The sequence below is a fragment of the Mesorhizobium sp. ISC15 genome (genome assembly GCF_037162615.1).
Classification (GTDB): Bacteria; Pseudomonadota; Alphaproteobacteria; order Rhizobiales; family Rhizobiaceae; genus Mesorhizobium; species Mesorhizobium mediterraneum.
Genome location: NZ_JAVSPX010000001.1, coordinates 6,394,733 through 6,410,995, shown reverse-complemented (window position 1 = coordinate 6,410,995; position 16,263 = coordinate 6,394,733). Strand labels below are relative to the sequence as shown.

Sequence of the window (16,263 nt, the reverse complement as noted above, 5' to 3'; positions counted from 1 at the left end):
CTGCACGGTCGTGTCATTCGGACGACCTCTTGCGACCGTCGGATCCGGTTGCGCGGCATTTAGGCAAGCGACCCCCTCGCATATTTCAGCAGTATCTCATCGTCGGCCTCGATCTCGGCTGCGGCCTCCGAATGAGTCTCGACGGCGCGCCGCACGTCGTCCTCGATTTGTTGCCATTTGTCCCTTGCCGCCGAACATATGACCCATAGCTCCCTCGTCCTGGACGCCGCCATCTCAGCCTCCTCTTGAGCGATTTGGGTATCATCAAGCATCTGCCGTCTGGAATTGATCTCAGCGGCAAGCTGTTCAGTGTGAAGGCGGTGACGGTCGAGCGCTGCGCTAGACAAGTTGTCGAGTGACATCAGATGCTGATAGAGCGCTGCTTCTTTTCTTGAACAATGTTGCTGTATCATTGCAAGCTCCCTAGAGGCATTTTGTACGGCTGAGGCGGCCACATCGCGCTGGGCTTCCTTCTTGGACAGCTCGCCAAGGGCACGACGCTCTTGCATTTCCTTCAGAAGCCGTAACCTCGAAGACTGAATCCAGTTTACGCGGTCAGACGCGACATCCATGCGACCGTCTCCTCGAAATCTGACGCGTCATCTTCGCTCTGGCGCAGAAACTCCCTCAGTTCGTCGATTGACGCGACAGCCCGGTCAGTCAGGGGATCTCCACCTGGCTTGTATTCGCCAACATTGATCAAGAACTCGGTCTCGGCATAGCGCGATAGGAGCTCGCGGAAAATGGATGCTGCCTTGCGATGTGTCCCCGAAACGACTGCATCCATGACGCGGCTGCGACTCTGCAGCACATCAATAGCGGGGAAATGCGATCGCGCCGCAATAGCGCGTGAGAGGATGACATGGCCATCGAGAATACCACGCGATTCCTCGGCGATTGGATCACCCGTGCCATCACCCTCTACAAGCACCGTATAGAAGGCCGTGATTGAGCCCCGCTCACCCATGCCGGCGCGCTCGAGCAGGCCTGGCAGCATGCCAAAAACGGAAGGAGGAAAGCCCCGTCGCGTCGGCGGCTCACCCGCAGCAAGGCCTATTTCGCGCATAGCGCGGCAGAAGCGCGTCAGCGAATCCAGCATGAGAGCAACGCGTAGGCCTTGATCGCGGAAATATTCCGCGAGCGCAGTCGCCATTGGAGCGCATTGCGCACGCTCTACCGCCGAGCGGTCGGATGTTTCAACCACGACGACCGTACGGAGAAGGCCCTCTTCACCAAGATTCCTTTCGATGAATTCACGAACTTCCCGTCCACGTTCGCCTATGAGCGCCACTATGACGACGTCAGCGGCGGCACCCTTTACGATCTGTGACAACAGCGTCGACTTGCCACCACCTGGCTCGCCATAAATCCCGATCCGCTGGCCCTCGCCGCACGTCAGCAGACCATCGAGGACACGGACCCCAAGCGGGAATGGCCGCTCAATCATGCGCCTCGTCATCGGATTGGGGGCTCTGCCATGCAGGGGCCGAGTTTCGACGGTCTTGATTTCGCCTTTGCCGTCCAATGGGCGGCAACGACTGTCGATCACGCGACCGAGCAAATCGCCGCCGACGGGCACCTCACGCATTCGGCCAGTGGCCACGACCTCTGCGCGGCTGGATAGGCCCACCAAGTCCCCGATCGGTGTCAGCAATACACCATCACCCGACAGGCCGATCACCTCGGCCTCGAGCGACAGCCCGGTTCGCGGGTCCTCTAGGAGGCAAAGTTCCCCAATACGAGTGTCTGGCAAGACGGCATGAACCAGTGTGCCGATAGCCCGCGTGATCCGACCGCGCACCGCACGCGTGTCAATTCGCTTGGCCGCAGCCCTCAAAGACGAGATTGCTGGAACGAGAGCTCGAGTGTCGGCGTCAGCGTTATGTTCTGGGACGGGCTTTCTCATAGCTCGCCTTTTTCACAGAGCGTCCCGAAACCAAGGCGCAGCGCGCGCATCTGGGCGTCAAGTCCTAGGTCGACATTGCCGTACTCGCTCCACAGCACGCAGCGTTGCGGCGACAACGTCGGGTCGGGCTCGATCCGCACCCTTGGTCGACCATCCTGGCCGTCGCATCGAGCAAACTCTCGTGCAAGCATGTCGACTTGCATGGGAGAAACATGAAGGCAAACTTCGGCGCCGCTGTATTGACACTCTATGGCGTGACGAACAGCCCTCACCAATAGCTCGCCCGGATCGAAAGCGCCGATAAGATCGCTCAATATTTCCATCACGAGCTGCGGCAATTCCTGCTCCAGAGCCGCCTTTCGTCGCGCGATTTCGGAGATTGTCTCCGCAATCAGCCCTGCCATCTCCTCGGTGCCTGCATTCGAGCCCTCCATGTGGCCGCGCGCCCACGCCCGCTGGTAAACGGCGCGTGCCCAGTTTCGAACGCGCTGCCGATGCCGTTCTGCCGCGGCAAGGGCTTGCGCGGCGCTGTGCCAGGTTTCGAGCTCGCTCGCGGGTATCAGTGGTCCGACTGGACGCATCTGCGGCGCTATTGGCCCCTCGGAAAGTTCGACTGTCATTTCACCGGGGTCTCTGTCTCAAAATGAGCTACTACAAGTGAAAGCAATTGGCCGGCGGCGGTCCAATGCTCAGGTGCTGGAGTCTCCGCGGCAGTCCCCTCGGGCAATCGAAGAAGCACGCGGTTACGCTCGGTCGCTGAACTGTCCTGGAGCCAAGCCCCAAGACATGCGTGTCCATCGTATTCGATTTGCTGAGCGAGTTTTTCTGGGTCCGCGATCAGTCTTTTGTCAACAGCATGCAGCAGGTGTCGGATTCCGAATGCGTGTGCATCCACGCCGATGCGTTTAACAAGGATGGCAAGCTCAGGCTGAGAGACAAACGCGACCAGCGAACGGGCATGCCAGATACTACCAGCAAGAAGGGCAGCTCGATATGGATCATGCCCGCGTAGAAGGTCCGGCCTGCAGCCGATGTGGTTCAGATCCACGTCATCGTTGCCCAGCAATTCTGCCAGCCTTGGATGCAGTCTGGAACACTTCTGCAACTTCACTAACGTTTCGGCCGATAACGCTGGATCAAGACGCGCCGCAAGACGGGTCGGATGGGCCGAAGCCGCAAGCTCGCTCGCGCCCGGAAAGTGCGGACCATCAGGTCGGGCGGTCTGTATAGGCATTGGCAATGAGATGTCACCCACGTCCAATTGCAGGCATTCTTTTGCGAATGGCCTCGACAGCAGAAGCATCCCGGCGCCCCTCGACCTTGGAAACGCCGGTTGATTGCTTGCGCCGACGCGTAACAACGCTGATCAAGAGATAACAGGCCACGGCGAATACGGCTGCGGCAAAACCTGTTACGGTCGCCAGAAGTGGCGCAGGAAGAGGTAGTGATGCTTGTGGCAAAACAGCAGTCGGATCGGGCCGTTGCTCGTGTGCGGACCGTTCTACCGGCACCAAAACCACTTCCACCTTATCGTAGGACAGGCCTTCGATGCTGTCGGCTACAAGCATCTTTATCTTTGGCAGCAGAGCCGCGACATTTGTTTTTGCGTCGTGCCTGATAAACACCGAGGCCGAGGATGGCGTGGCACCGGCTCGCACAAGGTCGTTATGCGGCAGCACGACGTGAACACGTACAGAAAAAACGCCATCGATATCGCTGATCGTCCGCGACAACTCTTCGCTCAGGGCATACACGTAACGGGCACGCTCTTCGGTCGGCGAGGCAATCAGGCCTGATCCTTGGAATATCTCACCGAGGTTCTTGAAGGATTGGCGCGGCAACCCCTTGGCGTTCAGAAGGTTGATTGAGAAGGCGAGCAGCTTTTCGTCAACCTGGATCGTGCTGGTTCCATCCTTGGCGACCACCCGGATCGCGGCGACCCCGTTGTCTTCAAGAAGTGCGAGCATTTCATTTGCCTCACGCTCTTGCAATTGCGTGTAGAGGTCGGCTTTGCAAGCAGTGAGGGCGACGAGAACTGGCAGCATGACAAGTCTAACCGACCGCCACCCTGACAGGCCACGCATGATTTCGCCCTCGGCCAAGCCAATCATGCGCGCGGTTCAACCTTCCTTCAAAAGTTTATTCACGGATGATGTGACGCCGCTGACGCCTTTGGAGATAAGCGCCACCTGGGTGACGCCGTTGTAAACATCCCGAAGACCAGCCATCATCATTTCGAAGTCTTGCCCTTGTTGAGGAATGCCCGAGATTCCGGTTCCCGCCTCACCTGGGACGGGAAGCTTCTGCGCCGGTCCCGGTAGAGCGCCCTTCGAAAGGGCTATGTCATGGTCGAGCGCGGGGAAGGAAACAGTGTTGTGTGGATATAGGGAGGAAATCGTCTGCAACACGCGATCGCCCATGCCGCTCGTCGGCGCAGCCGCGCGCTGAACATCCATCGCCGCAGCAACTGGCGCCGCACTCGCTGGCCCCGCGGCGGGATCGTTTTTCAGCGAGTCGGCTGCATGCCCTAAGGCGCGCTCAAACTGGGCCTGCTCGACAATCGACGGTGATCCGACCCTGGGGAGGCCAGCCGTTAGAGTGGCAGAGATCGACGTGACAGGCATCATCATGTAAGGACTCGGTTGCTCTCTCTGACCGGGCGAGCCCCGCCCATTCATCACCCGGTGTCGGCGCAACACTCCTAGGGGGGCAAGCTGACAACAAGCTGACTAACGGCGGCGTCATTTCGACAATCTAAAATCTCTTCGGCAATTTAGTCACTTGTGATGATTTCAGCGTTTGGTTTATCAGTGCGACATGCCGAGAACGCTTATCCAACCCGTCACCCTGCATGTTTTGAGACTTCTTTGTGCCGGGTTTTTTCTGTCCACCGGGATTCAACCGGCGCACGCAGTCCCGCTGTCCCTTCCGGCGACACCCTATAGATACACGGTTCTGGATCAGGAACTCGCTGCAGCGTTGCAGGAATTCGGCAACAACCTGAATATCAGGGTCAACATCAGTCCTGCGGTGAAGGGGCGAATTCGCGGACGTATGCCTGATTTGCCACCGCGCGCGTTCCTCGACCGCTTGACGAACCTTTACGGTCTCCAATGGTACTATGACGGCCTTGTGCTCTATGTGTCTGCTGCACAAGAATCGCAAACTCGAATGCTTTTGATGACGTCGATTCGCTTCGAGGCGTTCAAGGGGGCTCTCGACAAGCTTGATATCTCCGATGAGCGCTATGTGGTCAAACCCGTGCCAGGCAATGGCCTCGTCTTCGTTTCCGGTCCACCGCGCTTCGTCGCACTCGTGGAGCAGACCTTTAACGGCTTGGTGGCGGAGGCGCAGGCGCAGACTCACATAGCGGCCACGCCAAAGGAATCAGTGCTGATCTTGTTTCGTGGCTCCTCCACTACGGTCGTTCGCGACGGACGACCGGATGCTTCTTATTCTTCTGACATCCCACAACAGGATAGCGTTGGCGGGAAGCCTGAGCTGGGCAAGAAATGAACATTGAGGATTTCCCGCAGCTCTGAAGAACATGACTGCGGCTACCCCTTTGTGAACTCTTCGCAAACTCGTCAGTTTCTCGAAAGCTAATCCGCTCATGATGAGTCCCGGCAGCTCTCGCGGTGACTCCGGCCATTGTGTTGGACCGAACCTTGGAGCCGGCCCGGAACACAGCAATTGAAGGCAGGGCAGGCGCATTCGTGACCTGCCGACGCTTGGAATTGTCGAATTTTGTGAAACGCAAGGGATCTTCTGTCGGGGTCTCTTGTGGGGATTTCAACGTCACGTCTGAGGATGCATAATGTCGGCCAGCAATCTTTCAACTTTCTACCGCTCAAATTCGCTACAGTCCGCAAGGGGTTGGCCGGGCCTGAAAGTTTCCCATTTTGCGACCCAGCATCAGCAAAGTGCATCGTGCTTCGAAGCGATGCTGTCCACTTGTGTGCTGGCAGACAAGCCCGGCTCTTTCGCGCAAGGGGATCTGCCAGCGTCGAATCTTGATTCGACAATGGATAACTTGCGGCAGGACCCTTTGGGCCATCTGGCACCGGATGTCGAATTGACATTGAAGGGCTTGGAGCAACACCCACTGGATCTGCTGCCGCCAAATATGAGGGCGGCTCTCAAGGAGGACCAATCGCAACGCTCCAAGGCGACTGAAGCCCAACATCTGCTCGGCGTCACCCCGAAGATCGAGCCGGCTCCCAGGCCGAGCCCCGGAATCACGTGGAACGGTGGGTCGCTGACCACGGCTGAGTTGCAGATTGTTGCGGTACTCAACCGTCACAAGGACCAATGCCCGCTTACTTGGAAGTCGTTGACCGACAAAGCCAATGATCCCTCTACGCCACCGGATCTGAAAGCGGCGATCCAGGGACTGCAGCAGGATTCGGGACTTTTTTATGCGATTGGCTCGCAGGGCGACGGCCGCTGTGGAGGCAAGATCAACGCCAAGGACTTGGCCGGATTTTCAAACCACCACCCACAAGTTGCTGCATTTCAGGAAGCCCAAGCGCAAAGCTACGAGCAGAACTACATACCATCCGACGGCAGCGGAGGTTTGCAGCCTTCGGTCATGACCTTGAGCGATGCCTTGCGGGAGTTTTACCGGTACTCCGAAAATCTGTCCAAGGACCTGAGTCTGGATGAGTTCAAGAAAATGGTCGGCGGCGAATCGAAAAACGGCAAATTTCCGCCCCAGGTCATTGCGGCGGCGCAATATTTCCTCGATCACCCCGATGCTTGGAACCAGTTGTGCGGTGGCTCGAAAGGGAAGATGCACAAAGAGGATTTCCTGCAAGTCGCCTCATCGTCGATGAGCCTCACGCAAACTGAGCTGAATACGGTCGAGATGATCAAGGACCATCAGGACACGTTCTTTGGAAGCGGTGTTCTGACTCGCGACAAACTGGCGAAAATGAAAGACGACAAGAGCCTTGATCCGAAAGTGCGGGAAGCAGCCTCTCAGCTCCTTTCAGATCCTCTTTTGTTTGGCCTCCTGAACAATTCGATCACGGGCTATAAGACCCATCATAAATTCTTCGACTTTGGCGGCGGGCATACGGTTGATTCCGGCAATATCAGCAAAAAAGACTTTGCCCATTTTTGCACAAACATGTCGTCTGCGAACCGCAACGTTCAGCAGCCAATCACCCACGGCGCCCAAACCGCAGAAGAGCAGAATGCCGTCGCGGACATGAAGATGGGCCTGATGGACCAGCCTGACATTAAGTCAGCAAAAAAGAACGGCGGGGCCGTCATGCACGTCGTCGACTCCGTGCTCAAAATCGAGACGAAAGTGCTCGACTTGGCGGCAACGGCGGTGGGACTGCTCAGCTTCATTCCGGGCCTCGGACAAGTAGCCGATCTTGCCTCGATGGTTCTCGAGGCTGAGTCGCAAGCAGCCAATCTCCTGCGTACGGCCATTAACGGAGGCGATATGAAGCGAGCGCTGGAGGAAGCTGGCCTCAATATGGCCGCGCAGGCGATCGGCCTTATCGCAGGCCCCGAGGTCAAGCTGGCCATTCGAAATGGGCTCGTAAAGCACCTGATGGAAGAGGCCTTGGCGGCAGGCATTGATCTTTCGGTCTCGACGGCGCAGGACTACGCAGAAGGCTATGTGAATAACCTCCAAGCGCGCCTTGCAGGCGGCCCTGAGCAAAACCTAGGCCTTCCGAGCATGCCATCATTCCAGAGTGTGGCAAGCAATGTGCCCTTCGTCGGCATTGCCTTATCCTAGCCGTCGCCTTGCGCGGAAGCTTTGGCTCGCGCGCTGACATAAGGGTCATTGTGGCACAAGCAGGGGTTCATCCGCATCAACGCAAGCGGTGTTCCTGACGCCATCTGGATCGGACTGTGAGGGGGATGTCCGAAGTCTGTGAAGGCTTCGGTATATGACGACTTCAGAGTTACGCTGAGCCCAGCCATCTCGAGCCGGTGCGCCGGGTCGAGGTTTTCACGGGCGCCGGCCGGCAGCGGGAATGGTCTCCGGAAGGCACGGCGCGGATGGTGGCGGAGCGGCGCAGCCGAAGGAACGGCTGTCGCGCGCCCAGGGCGGCCTCCCGAACAGCCAGACGATGATCTCCTGCCTTGGGCCTATATCCTTGTGCCCACGCTCAAGGCAGTCGGCTGAAAACAGCGCTGATTTAAAACAGCATTATCCTGCACTGCACCCTCGATCCTTGCGCTCACCGATCGCTCGTCGACACGCACGCGGTCAAGTCGTTATCGGCGCTATGCCGATGGGCTTCGAGAGCAAGGTGGACGCTGAGCGGTGCGTCAGCCTCAGGGCGCGGCTGGCCAGCTTTGCGTCTCACGCTCTATGACGGCAACACCCGGCTGATCCACTTGGCCTGTTGGCGGGCTCCCGGCAGCGGCGCGGAAGCCACGGTCCGCCTTCCTCGGCTTCAGGCCAAAGACACCGCAGCATGCTCCAGAGCTATGTCTGCCGCCTTCGCCCCATCGTCGCTGGTCATGTGGAAAGGACAAGCAGGCTACGCACCCCATAATCCCGTCGGGCAGGATTCGGCAGTCGACGGCGAGACATTCGCCAAACCTCATCCTTGATTCTCAGCAACGTTAAAAAAAATTCACATAATGTTCGTGAGCGTAGTCTCCTGTCAGGTGGTACATTCGCCACAATATCTGGCGTCTTAGTCGTAGAAAGGCTTCCATTAGCATCCATACCAGCGGATTTACAGCAAATGACGAGAGAGGTCTCATGCGGATTGATGGGGATAGAAGGGCTAGCGGCTTGCTGCATCCCGTCCGGGTTGATGCCAACCAATGTTGACACTGGTAAATCGCCTAAGGACGGCAGCGCATCTTGATCGTCTTCGAATCCTGGGCCTTTGCGCGCATGCGGATCTAACCGTCGGCGAGCTGGCCGATATTACCAGTCTGCCTCGCGAGCAGGTTCGACGCCACGTCCGGCGGCTGGTCAGAGCCAACTTTCTTTGCTGCAACGAACAACGTCCGCAGTCTTCGTACCATATGCAAGCAGGAGGCAAGGATGGCGGGCTGGCTCAATTGGTGGTCGATCTCCTGCCCCACGATGATGGCCACCATAAAAGAGACCTACAACGCCTGGAAGCAATACAAGACGCGCGGTTGAAGGGACCGCCTGCTTGATCGTGAAATAGATCAGTCCAAATGGAGCGCGACTACCATGGATAACTCCGCCGGCGGCGCCATCGCGCAGCCCGACACTTACGGGCGGCCTCACTTAGCCGCCGTCGACTCCCGCGTTCACGAACTGCTTCTAAGACAGGAGCGCCAGGAGCGGACAACTCTCAAACTGATCGCCTCCGAGAACTTTGCCTCCTCGGCGGTGTTGGAAGCGACCGGGTCGATTTTCACCAACAAGTATGCCGAGGGATACCCCGGTGCGCGCTACTACGCCGGAAACGAGATCGTCGATGAGCTTGAGACCCTCGCGATCGAGCGCCTGAAAGCGCTATTTGGCAGTGAACACGCCAACGTCCAGCCTTATTCAGGCTCGCCAGCCAACCAGGCTGTCTATCGCGCGCTTTTGAGCCCCCGTGACAAAGTCATGGGCTTGCCTTTACCCGAAGGCGGCCATCTGACTCACGGTTGGTCCGTCAATTTTTCCGGCAGCGATTATCAGCGCGTCCCGTACAGGCTGCACGAAAAGACACAGCAAATTGACTATGACCACTTGCGCGAGACCGCCAAGGGGGAACGCCCGAAGCTAATTTGGGTCGGCGGAACTGCTTATCCGCGTATTTTTGACTACGCGGCAATGGCCGAAATTGCTTCGGAGGTGAACTCGTATCTGGTGGCTGACATCGCCCACATCTGCGGCCTGGTTGTCGCAGGAGTGCATCCGAACCCCGTGTCCCATTGCGATGTGGTCACCAGCACCTCTCACAAGTCGATCCGCGGTCCCCGGGGTGGCTTCATTTTATCAAGGAATGAAGACCGTTATCAGCCCCTCCATCATCCGAAGAGCAAACACAATCTGGCCAAACGTATAGACCGCGCCGTGTTCCCTCTTCTGCAAGGCGGACCGCATATGAATACTATCGCCGCGCTTGCCGTCGCTTTGCAGGAAGCAGCGAACTCGTCCTTTCGTGTCTACGGTGAGCAGATCGTCCACAACGCCAAGGCTCTGGCCCAGGCGCTTCTGGAGCGAGGTTATGAACTGGTCACCGGGGGCACTGACAATCACATGCTGATCCTTGATCTTCGGGACCGGCCGCTGTCAGGCAAAGCCTATGCGGAGCGCTTATCGCGTGCAGGCATCATTGCGAATTTCAATATGGTCCCGGGCGACCGGCGGCATCCGGCGCTGACAAGCGGCATCCGCTTAGGGACACCAGCGGTGACGTCCATGGGCATGCGCGAAACGGAGATGGTGCAGATCGCCGCTTTCATCGACTCGGTCTGCCGCCAGCCCGATGACCAGGAAGTTCATGCGAGCGTACGAAGAGACGTTGCCGACTTCTGCACTGCGTTCGATGTTCCCGGCATCCCCGACCGATAAGCCACCCCAATCCAGAAACTCCTCACTAACTCCAGCACTTGAAGCGAGGGCATTTTTATGACCAGGCAGTTCGTGTTCTCTTCCGAATCCGTCGGCGCGGGACACCCCGATAAGATGGCAGACAACATCTCCGATGCCATTCTCGATGCGGTCCTGCGCACCGATCCGAAGGCGCGCGTCGCCTGTGAAGTGTTGGTGAAGACGGGGATGGTCGTTGTGGCTGGCGAGATCACCAGCCATGCCCACATCGATTACAGCCAAGTCGCCCGCGATACGATACTCGATATTGGCTACGACGATGATGCGATTGGCTTTGATGGTCGACGTTGCGCCGTCGTTCTGGCCCTCACCGAGCAGTCGCCCGACATAAGCCAGGGCGTTGATGAAGGACGAGGGCAGGATCTCGGGCAAGGGGCAGGGGATCAGGGCATCATGTTTGGATTCGCATGCAACGAGACGGATACATTGATGCCCCTGCCGATCCAACTCGCTCACCATTTGACGAAAAGACAGGCCGAGGTCCGGAAAGCGGGACAGCTTGGCTGGCTGCGTCCGGACGTGAAATCTCAAGTGTCCGTACGCTACGAAGGGCTCCGCCCGGTGGCGCTGGATACCATAGTCCTGTCGACGCAGCATGACGAAGCGGTCTCACAAGCCACGGTCCGCGAAGGCGTCATTGAGGAGATCATAAAACCGGTCCTGCCGGCCCACCTGGATACTTCGGGGATCAGATTTCTGGTCAACCCAACAGGGCGGTTCGTGGTCGGTGGGCCTACCGGCGACTGCGGCCTCACAGGACGGAAGATCATCGTCGATTCCTACGGTGGGACCGGGCGTCACGGCGGCGGTGCCTTTTCGGGCAAGGACCCATCCAAGGTTGACCGCTCGGCGGCCTATGCCGCCCGGTATGTCGCGAAGAACATCGTTGCCAGCGGCCTTGCGGAGGTCTGCGAGGTTCAGCTTGCCTACGCGATCGGCGTGGCCAGTCCGGTTTCTGTCATGGTCAATACCTTCGGAACCGCAAGGATCGAGGAAAAAAGGATCGAGCGCCTTGTTCTCGAGGTTTTCGATCTCCGACCGAAAGGCATCATCAAGATGCTTGATCTCTTACGCCCGATATACCGCAAGACGGCGACATACGGACACTTCGGGCGTGAAGAGCCTGAGTTCACTTGGGAGAAGACGGACAAAGCTGACGATTTGCTGCGTGAAGCAGGACCGGCAGCTGCGTGAGGGCGGCTGGATCAAGCGCATGCGGCAACCCATTTCAACTCGCGAGACCACGCCCGGCCGGCATGGCAAGAAGCCGGCTCGGGTTTTTGGCGGAGATTTTGATGCCGGATTATGACGTGCTCTGCATCGGCAATGCCATTGTCGACATCATCGCCCAGTGCGACGATGCATTCCTCGAGACCAACGGCATCATCAAGGGCGCGATGAACCTCATCGACACAAGGCGCGCCGAGCTGCTCTACAGCCGCATGGGTCCGGCGATCGAGGCGTCCGGCGGCAGTGCCGGCAACACGGCGGCCGGCGTCGCCAGCTTCGGCGGCCGCGCCGCCTTCTTCGGCAAGGTCTCCAACGATGCGCTGGGCGAAATCTACGCCCACGACATCCATGCGCAAGGCGTCGCCTTCGACACCAGGCCGCTCAAGGGCGAGCCGCCGACGGCGCGCTCGATGATCTTCGTCACCCCCGACGGCGAGCGCTCGATGAACACCTATCTCGGCGCCTGCGTCGAGCTCGGGCCTGAGGATGTCGAAGCCGACAAGGCCTCTGGCGCCAAGGTCACCTATTTCGAAGGCTATCTGTGGGATCCGCCGCGCGCCAAGGAAGCGATCCGGCAGACGGCCAGGCTGGCGCACGCGGCAGGCCGCGAAGTGTCGATGACACTTTCGGATTCGTTCTGCGTCGACCGCTACCGAGACGAGTTCCTCGAGCTGATGCGCTCGGGCACCGTCGATATCGTCTTTGCCAACAGCCACGAGATCAAGTCGCTCTACCAGACATCGTCGTTCGAGGAGGCGCTGGCGCAGATCCGCAAGGATTGCCGCATCGCCGCCGTGACCCGATCGGAAAAAGGCTCGGTGATCGTGCGCGGCGACGAGACCGTGGTGATCAAGGCGACCGCGATCAAGGAGCTGGTCGACACCACAGGCGCCGGCGATCTCTATGCCGCCGGCTTCCTGCATGGCTACACGCAAGGCCGCGACTTGCAGACCTGCGGCGACCTTGGCTCACTGGCAGCCGGATTGGTGATCCAGCAGATCGGCCCCAGGCCCCGTCAGAATTTGCGCCGCGAGGCCGAGCAGGCGGGGCTGACCATTCCGGACCTTCAAACAAGTTAGTGGCCTACCTTCCCGTTGTGCAGGCTATCTCGCCAGAAGCGCAATCACGGAATAGGGAAATCCTGATGTCGAACATGATGAAGGCGCTGGTGAAGGCCAAGGCCGAACCGGGCATCTGGATGGAAGAGGTGCCGGTGCCGGAGATCGGCCCCAACGACGTGCTGATCAAGATCAAGAAGACGGCGATCTGCGGCACCGATGTGCACATCTACAATTGGGACCAGTGGGCGCAGAAGACGGTGCCGGTGCCGATGGTGACGGGCCATGAATTCGTCGGCACCGTTGCCGATTTCGGCGCAGCGGTCACCGAATACAAGGTCGGCCAGCGTGTATCGGGCGAAGGCCACATCGTCTGCGGCCATTGCCGCAACTGTCGCGCCGGGCGAGGGCATCTGTGCCGCAACACGCTCGGCGTCGGCGTCAACCGTCCGGGCGCGTTCGGCGAGTATCTGGCGATCCCGCAGCACAATGTCGTGCCGATCCCCGACGATGTGCCCGATGAGATTGCCGCGATCTTCGATCCCTTGGGCAATGCCGTCCACACCGCATTGTCCTTCGATCTGGTCGGCGAGGACGTGCTGGTGACTGGCGCCGGGCCGATCGGCATCATGGGCGCGCTCGTCGCGCAATGCGTCGGCGCGCGCAAAGTAGTGATCACCGACATCAACCCGGTGCGGCTGGCGCTGGCCAAGAAACTCGGCGTGCAGCATGTCGTCAACGCCTCGAAGGAAAAGCTGCGCGATGTCATGCCGGTGCTCGGCATGACCGAGGGTTTTGACGTCGGCCTTGAAATGTCGGGCGCAGCCCCCGCCTTCCGCGACATGATCGACACCATGAACCATGGCGGCAAGATCGCCATTCTGGGCATTGCGCCGACCGGCTTCGAAATCGACTGGAACAAGGTCATCTTCAAGATGCTGCATCTCAAGGGCATCTACGGCCGCGAGATGTTCGAGACCTGGTACAAGACGATCGCCCTGGTGCAAGGTCCACTCGACGTCTCCGGCCTGATCACCCACCGCATCGGCATCGACGATTTTCAGGCTGGTTTCGATGCAATGCGCAGCGGCAGTTCCGGCAAGGTGGTGATGGACTGGTAGGGATTGCCTTGGCCGCTCTTCAGGAAAAGCTGACGGGACAGCACCCTCTGGTCCGCCGGACATCTTCCAACGAGGGGAACATGGCTGGGTGGAGAGCTATGGCTCCGCTACGTGCGCCCGCTAATCATGATACGGCGACGTATCGCGGCCCATCCGATAACGGTCGATGGTGGCAATTCGCCTCAGCCGATGACGGAAACCCGGTGAACGGATGCTCACAGGCCCCCACGCGATCGTCTATTTCCTAAGATCTGCGATTGAGGTCGAGGTGTTGCCGCCGTTTCAGCGGGTAAGATGCGTTAGGCGACTTCCGGTACCTTCCGGTCAGCGAATTAAGGAAGGCAACGAGCCGCATTGGACAGGTCGTGCCATTCCGGTTCGGGGGAAGTATGGCGCGGCTCAGCATGGCGACACGGTCGGAACTGAAGCGGCGATCGTGGAGCGTTATCGCGGCGTTGACAAGCGGCGCATTCTGAATGAGTTCGGGGCGGTAATCGGCTATTATCGCAAGCGCGCGCGATCCGTCTTATGAACCGTCGTGAGCAGAGGCCGTCTGCGGGCAAGAGCCGCAGCCGCTGTTACGGCAGCGATGTCCGCGAGGCGCTCATCGTGTTGTGGGAGGCTTCGGAGCGGCTGAGGTCCGCATCGTCGCTCGCGGCGGCCAGCGCCGCCGGGCAGGAATGAGTTCGGCAGTTCGCCGCTCGGTGCAAGCCCGCACCTTCGGCGATTGGAAAGATCCGCCGCCCGGCTTTGTTGAGCGCATTCGGGCACGTCTTGGTCGGGGAGCTTCGTGCAGACGATGGTGCTGACCGAAATTGCCACCGGCTGGACCGAATGCATTCCGGTTCGCACGCGCAACAGCTGCAATGTGATCATGGCGATCAAGCAGGCCCGCTCGCGGTTTCCCTGACCCTGTGCTGCTGTTTGCCGGCATCCGCCCGCACAGGAAGAGCTTGGAAAGCGGTCGATCGTCGTGGCCTGAATGCGGAAATCGAGGAGCCGTTGGTCGTCGATCTCCAGCCTGAACGCGGTCGTTTCCTGGTGCCGCAAATCGGCTGTTGCATACACATCCCTGTCAGACGTCAGTTTTCCTCGCCCATTTTGGTGTCGAGACGCGAAGTGCTCTTTTGGACCAGCAAGGCTTTTTGGAAATCTGAGAGCGGCTTTCCGCGGGGCGCTCCATTTTTGAGCATCAAGCTAGCTACCACAGCCAATGACGCGCAGGTTCCACCAGACTCGCCAGCCTTGAAGGACAGCGAAAAAAGCAGAGCACGACAGACACAAGAATCCATCAGGACGCCGCAGTCGTTGAAGATGCGGCGCTGCATCCATACCGTGGATGCATTTGATCCAAATAATCGATTTGTTCAATCAGTTTCTCGAAAGCTAACCCTACCCTCTGTGGGAATCGGGCTCTGAGCCGCGACGCTGCCTTGCGAGCGTAGGGGCTGCACGTAGGAGAGATGATGCAACGAGAAATCGCACGCGGGTTGCTGGCGTCGTGGGTTCGCCGACCGGCGTATTTGAGCCCGCCAGTTGGTCCTCACCCGCGCCTATTGCCACCGAGCGACTTGCATGTCCCTCCGACTCGGACCAGTTCCGAGAGCTGCGACGAGTTGCGCGCCGTGTGCTCCGATCAGATGGCCGCCGGTGACGCGTTCGATGGGCCGTCCCTCTTCGATAGGAGATGAAATGCGAACGCTGCTCGTGGATCATCATGCGGATCTTGCGCGCGCCATGCGACTTGCGCTCGGGGATGGCGGCTTCGTCGTTGATGTCGTTGGTACTCTGGAACTGGCCTCGAGTGCATTTTCTTGCGCCAGCTATGAAATTCTCCTGCTGGAATTGGCTCTGCCAGATGGCGATGGCTTGGGTTGGCTGAGGCAGTTGAGGACCCACGGGCATTCAGTTCCTGCCGTCATTATGAGCAGCCTCAACGATCTCGATAAGCGAATTGCGATCTTCAACGGTGGTGCGGACGACTTTCTGCTCAAACCCGTCTCTACCGATGAGCTTATCGCCAGAATGAGAGCCATTCTGCGCCGGGCGACACAAATGACCGACCTGAGGCTCGTATTTGGCAATCTCAACTTCGATCCGGTTGCCCGACAGGTTTTCGTTGCTGGGCACCCAATGATGATCGCACGTCGCGAACTCTGTATTCTAGAGCATCTGCTTAACCGGGCAGGCCGCATCGTGCCCCGTGCGCAGCTGGAAGATCACCTCTATTCGTTCAACGACGACGTGTCTGCCAACGCGCTTGAAGTCGGAATCTATCGTTTACGTGGACATCTGACCAGATCAGGTGCAACGCCACGGATCAAGACCATCCGTGGCATTGGTTACATTCTAGAATTGACTGACGCGTCATCCGCATAGTTTGTCGAA

At 58.9% G+C, this 16,263-nt stretch carries 16 protein-coding genes; 9 read left to right on the top strand and 7 right to left on the bottom strand.

Translation table 11 applies throughout. The annotated features are described in order from the left end of the window. Positions 1–59 precede the first annotated feature (59 nt). The 6 genes from RPG13_RS30860 to RPG13_RS30835 are packed head-to-tail and all read right to left on the bottom strand — an operon-like array spanning position 60 to position 4,536. Positions 60–572 (bottom strand): hypothetical protein, encoded by a 513-nt coding sequence (locus RPG13_RS30860; RefSeq protein ID WP_032899688.1) that lies wholly within the window; start codon positions 570–572, stop codon positions 60–62. Continuing rightward, a complete protein-coding gene (gene sctN, locus RPG13_RS30855; RefSeq protein WP_024505372.1) occupies positions 548–1,906 on the bottom strand; it encodes a type III secretion system ATPase SctN in 1,359 nt (452 codons plus the stop codon). Before sctN ends, RPG13_RS30860 begins: the two co-directional genes overlap by 25 nt. After that, complete coding sequence (gene sctL / locus RPG13_RS30850; RefSeq protein WP_135932615.1) at positions 1,903–2,526, bottom strand: type III secretion system stator protein SctL; 624 nt, start codon at positions 2,524–2,526, stop codon at positions 1,903–1,905. Before sctL ends, sctN begins: the two co-directional genes overlap by 4 nt. Then, positions 2,523–3,161 carry a nodulation protein NolU gene (locus RPG13_RS30845; protein ID WP_337126767.1) on the bottom strand — a complete coding sequence of 213 codons (639 nt, stop codon included), beginning with the start codon at positions 3,159–3,161 and terminating at the stop codon, positions 2,523–2,525. The genes sctL and RPG13_RS30845 overlap by 4 nt, the downstream gene beginning before the upstream one ends. Beyond that, on the bottom strand, positions 3,154–4,017 hold the full coding sequence (gene sctJ, locus RPG13_RS30840; RefSeq protein WP_135937770.1) for a type III secretion system inner membrane ring lipoprotein SctJ: 864 nt from the start codon (positions 4,015–4,017) through the stop codon (positions 3,154–3,156). The genes RPG13_RS30845 and sctJ overlap by 8 nt, the downstream gene beginning before the upstream one ends. A 9-nt stretch (positions 4,018–4,026) precedes the next feature. Beyond that, complete coding sequence (locus RPG13_RS30835; protein ID WP_135937769.1) at positions 4,027–4,536, bottom strand: nodulation protein NolB; 510 nt, start codon at positions 4,534–4,536, stop codon at positions 4,027–4,029. Positions 4,537–4,723: 187 nt separating this feature from the next. Here RPG13_RS30835 and RPG13_RS30830 point away from each other — a divergent pair, with 187 nt between their 5' ends. The 8 genes from RPG13_RS30830 (at position 4,724) to RPG13_RS30795 (ending at position 14,559) form a co-directional block, all read left to right on the top strand. Continuing rightward, positions 4,724–5,422 (top strand): secretin N-terminal domain-containing protein, encoded by a 699-nt coding sequence (locus RPG13_RS30830; RefSeq protein ID WP_287236358.1) that lies wholly within the window; start codon positions 4,724–4,726, stop codon positions 5,420–5,422. A gap of 301 nt (positions 5,423–5,723) precedes the next feature. Then, complete coding sequence (locus RPG13_RS30825; protein WP_442921370.1) at positions 5,724–7,661, top strand: HrpF/NolX family T3SS translocon protein; 1,938 nt, start codon at positions 5,724–5,726, stop codon at positions 7,659–7,661. Positions 7,662–8,707: 1,046 nt separating this feature from the next. Then, positions 8,708–9,052, top strand: coding sequence for a helix-turn-helix domain-containing protein (locus RPG13_RS30820; protein WP_084831489.1), 345 nt, complete (start codon positions 8,708–8,710; stop codon positions 9,050–9,052). Positions 9,053–9,089: 37 nt separating this feature from the next. After that, on the top strand, positions 9,090–10,427 hold the full coding sequence (gene glyA, locus RPG13_RS30815) for a serine hydroxymethyltransferase (RefSeq protein ID WP_292223155.1): 1,338 nt from the start codon (positions 9,090–9,092) through the stop codon (positions 10,425–10,427). A 57-nt stretch (positions 10,428–10,484) separates the two neighbouring features. Then, on the top strand, positions 10,485–11,660 hold the full coding sequence (gene metK, locus RPG13_RS30810; protein ID WP_337126766.1) for a methionine adenosyltransferase: 1,176 nt from the start codon (positions 10,485–10,487) through the stop codon (positions 11,658–11,660). A 101-nt stretch (positions 11,661–11,761) separates the two neighbouring features. Then, on the top strand, positions 11,762–12,775 hold the full coding sequence (locus RPG13_RS30805) for an adenosine kinase (protein WP_292223152.1): 1,014 nt from the start codon (positions 11,762–11,764) through the stop codon (positions 12,773–12,775). Positions 12,776–12,840: 65 nt separating this feature from the next. Beyond that, entirely contained in the window at positions 12,841–13,875 is a 1,035-nt protein-coding gene (gene tdh, locus RPG13_RS30800) for an L-threonine 3-dehydrogenase (RefSeq protein ID WP_337126765.1), read from the top strand. Between the two features lie 528 nt (positions 13,876–14,403). Next, the gene (locus RPG13_RS30795) at positions 14,404–14,559 is read left to right on the top strand and encodes a hypothetical protein (protein WP_285804303.1); all 156 of its coding nucleotides are present in this window, start codon (positions 14,404–14,406) and stop codon (positions 14,557–14,559) included. A 398-nt stretch (positions 14,560–14,957) separates the two neighbouring features. Here RPG13_RS30795 and RPG13_RS30790 read toward each other — a convergent pair whose 3' ends face one another. Next, entirely contained in the window at positions 14,958–15,203 is a 246-nt protein-coding gene (locus RPG13_RS30790; RefSeq protein WP_337126764.1) for a hypothetical protein, read from the bottom strand. A 364-nt stretch (positions 15,204–15,567) separates the two neighbouring features. Between RPG13_RS30790 and RPG13_RS30785 the strand changes: the two genes are divergently transcribed. After that, positions 15,568–16,254, top strand: a complete 687-nt coding sequence (locus tag RPG13_RS30785; protein WP_095486062.1) for a response regulator — start codon at positions 15,568–15,570, stop codon at positions 16,252–16,254. The last annotated feature ends 9 nt before the right edge of the window (positions 16,255–16,263 follow it).

Excerpts from the sequence above, each read along its gene's own strand:
- RPG13_RS30820 (WP_084831489.1), top strand. The coding sequence starts at position 8,708 with ATGTTGACACTGGTAAATCGCCTAAGGACGGCAGCGCATCTTGATCGT.
- RPG13_RS30830 (WP_287236358.1), top strand. The coding sequence starts at position 4,724 with ATGCCGAGAACGCTTATCCAACCCGTCACCCTGCATGTTTTGAGACTT.
- metK (WP_337126766.1), top strand. The coding sequence starts at position 10,485 with ATGACCAGGCAGTTCGTGTTCTCTTCCGAATCCGTCGGCGCGGGACAC.
- RPG13_RS30860 (WP_032899688.1), bottom strand. The coding sequence starts at position 572 with ATGGATGTCGCGTCTGACCGCGTAAACTGGATTCAGTCTTCGAGGTTA.
- RPG13_RS30825 (WP_442921370.1), top strand. The coding sequence starts at position 5,724 with ATGTCGGCCAGCAATCTTTCAACTTTCTACCGCTCAAATTCGCTACAG.
- RPG13_RS30795 (WP_285804303.1), top strand. The coding sequence starts at position 14,404 with ATGAACCGTCGTGAGCAGAGGCCGTCTGCGGGCAAGAGCCGCAGCCGC.
- sctN (WP_024505372.1), bottom strand. The coding sequence starts at position 1,906 with ATGAGAAAGCCCGTCCCAGAACATAACGCTGACGCCGACACTCGAGCT.
- sctJ (WP_135937770.1), bottom strand. The coding sequence starts at position 4,017 with ATGATTGGCTTGGCCGAGGGCGAAATCATGCGTGGCCTGTCAGGGTGG.
- tdh (WP_337126765.1), top strand. The coding sequence starts at position 12,841 with ATGTCGAACATGATGAAGGCGCTGGTGAAGGCCAAGGCCGAACCGGGC.
- RPG13_RS30790 (WP_337126764.1), bottom strand. The coding sequence starts at position 15,203 with ATGCAGCGCCGCATCTTCAACGACTGCGGCGTCCTGATGGATTCTTGT.
- sctL (WP_135932615.1), bottom strand. The coding sequence starts at position 2,526 with ATGACAGTCGAACTTTCCGAGGGGCCAATAGCGCCGCAGATGCGTCCA.
- RPG13_RS30785 (WP_095486062.1), top strand. The coding sequence starts at position 15,568 with ATGCGAACGCTGCTCGTGGATCATCATGCGGATCTTGCGCGCGCCATG.
- RPG13_RS30835 (WP_135937769.1), bottom strand. The coding sequence starts at position 4,536 with ATGATGATGCCTGTCACGTCGATCTCTGCCACTCTAACGGCTGGCCTC.
- glyA (WP_292223155.1), top strand. The coding sequence starts at position 9,090 with ATGGATAACTCCGCCGGCGGCGCCATCGCGCAGCCCGACACTTACGGG.
- RPG13_RS30805 (WP_292223152.1), top strand. The coding sequence starts at position 11,762 with ATGCCGGATTATGACGTGCTCTGCATCGGCAATGCCATTGTCGACATC.